The sequence below is a fragment of the Arthrospira sp. PCC 8006 genome (genome assembly GCF_046480465.1).
Classification (GTDB): Bacteria; Cyanobacteriota; Cyanobacteriia; order Cyanobacteriales; family Microcoleaceae; genus Limnospira; species Limnospira platensis.
In genome coordinates this window covers 1-4,158 of record NZ_PKGG01000324.1, presented here as the reverse complement: position 1 = coordinate 4,158, position 4,158 = coordinate 1, and the positions used below count along the sequence as shown (strand labels likewise).

Below are 4,158 nucleotides of genomic sequence, written 5' to 3'. Positions count from 1 at the left end.
GCCATAGATTGATGGTGTTCCGGCTGACATGGAAAACTTGACTGGCTTCTGTTTTGGGCATACCGTCTAGTTCAATTGCATCAATAACTTTTTGTCTGAGGTCGTAACTATAGGGGGCTGGCATTTTTGGTCTTCTTAGTCATCTCGTCCTCTCCATTATACGTCCTAACTTTCCTGTCTGGTGCTATAGGTTGATACGCTGCGATCAAAAGGGCAAGGGGAAAAGTAGGAGGCTGTTATAACTACCTACATAGACCTTTAAAAGTACCCCGGTGGATAGGACAAATCTAAAGATGGAATGCCCGCATAGATGGAACGTTTAAACCCCTCATTGGCTCTGCTAATAAATAAGTGAGTGTGCGAGATGTTTAGGAATGAAATAGGGCTGAGATGCTCGAAACAACCTCCTAGTGGGGACTTCAACCCCTTGGTTGAATACAAGAAACTCGTATCTCGTTTCTGAGCATCCCCATAACTGTTTATATGTCCCGACGTTGGGAGGAATCCAAACAAGGCAGGGAACTCAAGGTCAAGACTGAACGCTGGTGTTATGTACAGCAGGAAGTTGAGAGTAAAGGCGATAGCCACCCCCAGTTTCAGGACTCACAACCCGTCAGATTGAAGCGGGGAACGGAAGGCGTGAGGGAAACCTGTTCCCACNATAACSCGACCACTGCCAACCATCTATGATTAGGAAGACCGAATGTCCGACTTGAACCATCGTAATACACTAGCAGCGAAATAGGTTGACACGCTGCGCTCAAAAGGGCAAGGGGAAAAGTAGGGGGTTCGTCCGACTACCTACACAGACCTTTAAAAGTACCCCGGTTCTGAGGACAAATCTAACGATGGAATGCCCATATAATCGGAACGTTGTAACCCCTCCAAGACTCTGCCTATAAACAAGTGAGCAATATTACTCATAGGCAGTAGTGATAAGTGTAAGCGCAAGTCTCGGAGGGTGAAGGATGCGACCAGAAGCCAATGCCCATCTGTAATGGCTGGGATATGCCCACAGGTCGCGGTATGGATATAGATACTGCAATTAGTAGGATCCTAATGGCAGCGAGTTTAAAGACTACGTGTGCATACAACTCCAAAAGTTGAAGTACGAAAGCAGGGGTTCGTAACCCTGTTCCTATTGACAAAAAGGGTATCCATATCAGGAGCCGTGTGATGCGAAAGTATCAAGCACGGTTTTGAATAGGAGTTCGAGAAGGTGACTTCTCGTCCGACCTTACCTGTCACTCAAAATTTTAGACCCATGAGATATAAATATCATCGCCAAATCCAACCTAAACTTAGTGCCATTCCCCGTCATAAGTCTCAGGCTAATCTTTACCGAAATTCATATCTACTGGCGGTTGAAAAAAAGCGCCTAACCGAAGAATTGGAGGTTTTACAAAGTCGGAGCCATATCATCGAACAACGACTCGCATTGATTGAAGACCAACTAGGAGAACTAGAAAAAGATGTAACTCAATTATCAGTTCCACCTTCCCCTAAACCTCAAAATAATCTTCCTGTCAATAATCCAGAACCGCCACCTCAATCTAACCCCACCAATTCCAGCCATATTAATACCTTTATGGTTGATTATTAGGAATAATTAAAGGCGGTTTTATGATATAAAAACAGAAATATAAAACCGCCTCTACAGGACTTCTAACACTGCTTTCGGGGATAATTTGCCCTTAAACCAAACGACTCGCGCCGGAATCTCACTAATTTTAACTCCCGCTTTAGCTAAGTTTAAACGTTCGGAAATCGCTAAAATTAAGTGGTCGCATTCAGACTGCCGCACTTGAGAGAATTTCTTTCGTAAATATTCCGATCGCCAATAACCAACTATTTCTAACAGAAACATTCTACCATCAGGATGAACTAACCGAAAATCGGGAATCATCACACTACCAGGAATGGGAATCAAATCGACTTCCCTTTCTAGTCGCCACTCAGTTTTTAGGGAACTCCAACGGTCAGCAAAAGACTCTTCAATCATGCTATCATAGGGTTTACCTGGGGGATAGTGGCTAACTAATTGACAGTCAGAATTGAGGGTGTAACGACCCGTTTTAATTACCTTCGTATAAGGGTCTCGCTGTTGTAGGGTAGCCTGTAGACTCCATTTGGTGACATGGAGTAAAGCTGGTATCATTTTCGCTAAGGCTAACCCATAGCGTGTACTAGCTTTAAATAAGCTGGTGGGTCCGTCTACCGTAATCGTAAATCCATGGTCTGCGTCTCCTTCAATATACGCCATTAACTGAAATAATTTTAAGTACCGAAACAAAAGTTTATATTCTCCGGGGTCGTTACGGTAGGCGTTGATTTTGATCTCACTAGCACGATAAAATATACCCTGTACTTGTGACAAGTTATAACGGTGAATTAAGGCTTCTGGCGTGGGAGTATCAAACTGGGTCAAAATCCGGTTTTCTTGGAGGTCTGCATAGAGTCCCGCTTGAATTTCTGAGGGGAAAACTTCCCGTTTTAATTCCGCCGTTAAGTGAAGGGATAATTTCTCTAAAGTGGTGGCGGTAGAATGGGGGGAAGGAATCGATTTAGCAGCTTCTGAGAATACCCTTTCTCGTAATTTTTCGGGGTCGAGAGGGCTGATAATTTCAAAAGTACAAAAACCACTCCTAAGTAAGTGGGCTAATCCTCGTTTGATGCGATAGTTGGGGCTATCTCCTTCTAGGTCTTGGAGTTGGCGGTTTAATTCGCCTTGACTATGGTTGACGCAGTTGGTAAATTGTTCTATGATTTCGGAGGCGATCGCTAAATTTACCTGGTTAATTGGTAATCTCAGGGGGATAATTGTTTCTCCATTTTGTCGATAGCTGAGTAAATCAGTGGGTAACATATCAAGGTAAAGTTAATCGTAAAATCATTATCAGTTTTGGCGATCGCTTTTCTATGGGTGAGGCGGTTGCCTCATTCCCATGGACTAGAGAAATGCGATCGATGCGTAGGCTTGGATTATTTCCAAATTGTCATTAATTTAGCCTCATATTAAAACATTACCACACTACGAATAGACTCTCCTCGGCGCATCAAATCAAACCCTTCGTTAATCTGTTCAAAAGGCAAAACATGAGTAATTAAATCATCAATATTAATCTTACCCTCCATATACCAATCAACAATTTTCGGCACATCAGTCCGACCCCTTGCGCCGCCAAAAGCCGACCCTTTCCAAACCCTTCCTGTCACCAACTGAAAGGGACGGGTACTAATTTCCTGTCCGGCTGATGCTACCCCGATAATAACACTCACCCCCCAACCTTTATGACAGCATTCTAAAGCCTGACGCATAACTTTAACATTACCAATACACTCAAAACTATAGTCAGCGCCACCCTTAGTTAAATCCACCAAATAAGCCACCAAATCACCCTCAATTTCTTGAGGATTCACAAAATGAGTCATCCCAAATTTTTCGGCAATTTCTCGCTTTTGCGGGTTCATATCAACCCCGACAATCATATCACATCCAACCATTTTCGCCCCTTGAATTACATTTAATCCAATCCCCCCTAAACCAAACACTACCACCTTAGAACCCGGTTCAACTTTCGCCGTATTAATCACCGCACCGATACCCGTTGTCACCCCACAACCGATATAACAAACCTTATCAAAAGGTGCATCTTCCCTAATTTTAGCTACCGCAATTTCTGGCAAAACCGTATAGTTAGAAAAAGTCGAAGTTCCCATATAATGATGAATCATTTTCCCATCTTTGGAAAAACGGCTACTACCATCAGGCATTAATCCCTTTCCTTGGGTTCCTCTAATGGCTTGACAAAGGTTGGTTTTCATGCTAAGACAATACTCGCACTGACGACATTCTGGAGTATATAAAGGGATGACATGATCACCCGGTTTAAGACTTTTTACATCTGGTCCTACTTCTACTACAATTCCCGCCCCTTCGTGTCCTAAAATAGCTGGAAATAATCCCTCTGGGTCAGCACCAGATAATGTATAAGCATCAGTATGACAAATTCCTGTGGCTTTAATTTCCACTAACACTTCCCCAGCTTTTGGACCTTCCAGGTGGACGGTTTCTAGGCTGAGGGGTTTTCCGGCTGACCAAGCAACGGCGGCTTTAACTTCCATAGTATACCTCTGAGTTTATTTGATTATTTAGAT

General features: G+C 43.3%; 4 protein-coding genes. 1 reads left to right on the top strand and 3 read right to left on the bottom strand.

Going from position 1 to position 4,158, the window contains the following annotated elements:
* Positions 1–124: IS630 transposase-related protein (locus tag B9T16_RS26450; RefSeq protein WP_410246155.1), on the bottom strand; the 124-nt coding region annotated here is incomplete at its 3' end.
* 1,095 nt (positions 125–1,219) lie between these two features.
* Between B9T16_RS26450 and B9T16_RS26445 the strand changes: the two genes are divergently transcribed.
* Positions 1,220–1,603: a sugar ABC transporter ATP-binding protein gene (locus B9T16_RS26445; protein ID WP_410246154.1), complete on the top strand. Its 384-nt coding sequence runs from the start codon at positions 1,220–1,222 to the stop codon at positions 1,601–1,603.
* 51 nt (positions 1,604–1,654) lie between these two features.
* Here the strand turns inward: B9T16_RS26445 and B9T16_RS26440 are convergent, their stop codons facing one another.
* Together B9T16_RS26440 and B9T16_RS26435 are read right to left on the bottom strand one after the other, a co-directional pair.
* Positions 1,655–2,866: a DUF790 family protein gene (locus B9T16_RS26440; RefSeq protein WP_410246153.1), complete on the bottom strand. Its 1,212-nt coding sequence runs from the start codon at positions 2,864–2,866 to the stop codon at positions 1,655–1,657.
* Between the two features lie 149 nt (positions 2,867–3,015).
* Positions 3,016–4,125: an S-(hydroxymethyl)glutathione dehydrogenase/class III alcohol dehydrogenase gene (locus B9T16_RS26435; protein ID WP_410246152.1), complete on the bottom strand. Its 1,110-nt coding sequence runs from the start codon at positions 4,123–4,125 to the stop codon at positions 3,016–3,018.
* Positions 4,126–4,158 lie beyond the last annotated feature (33 nt).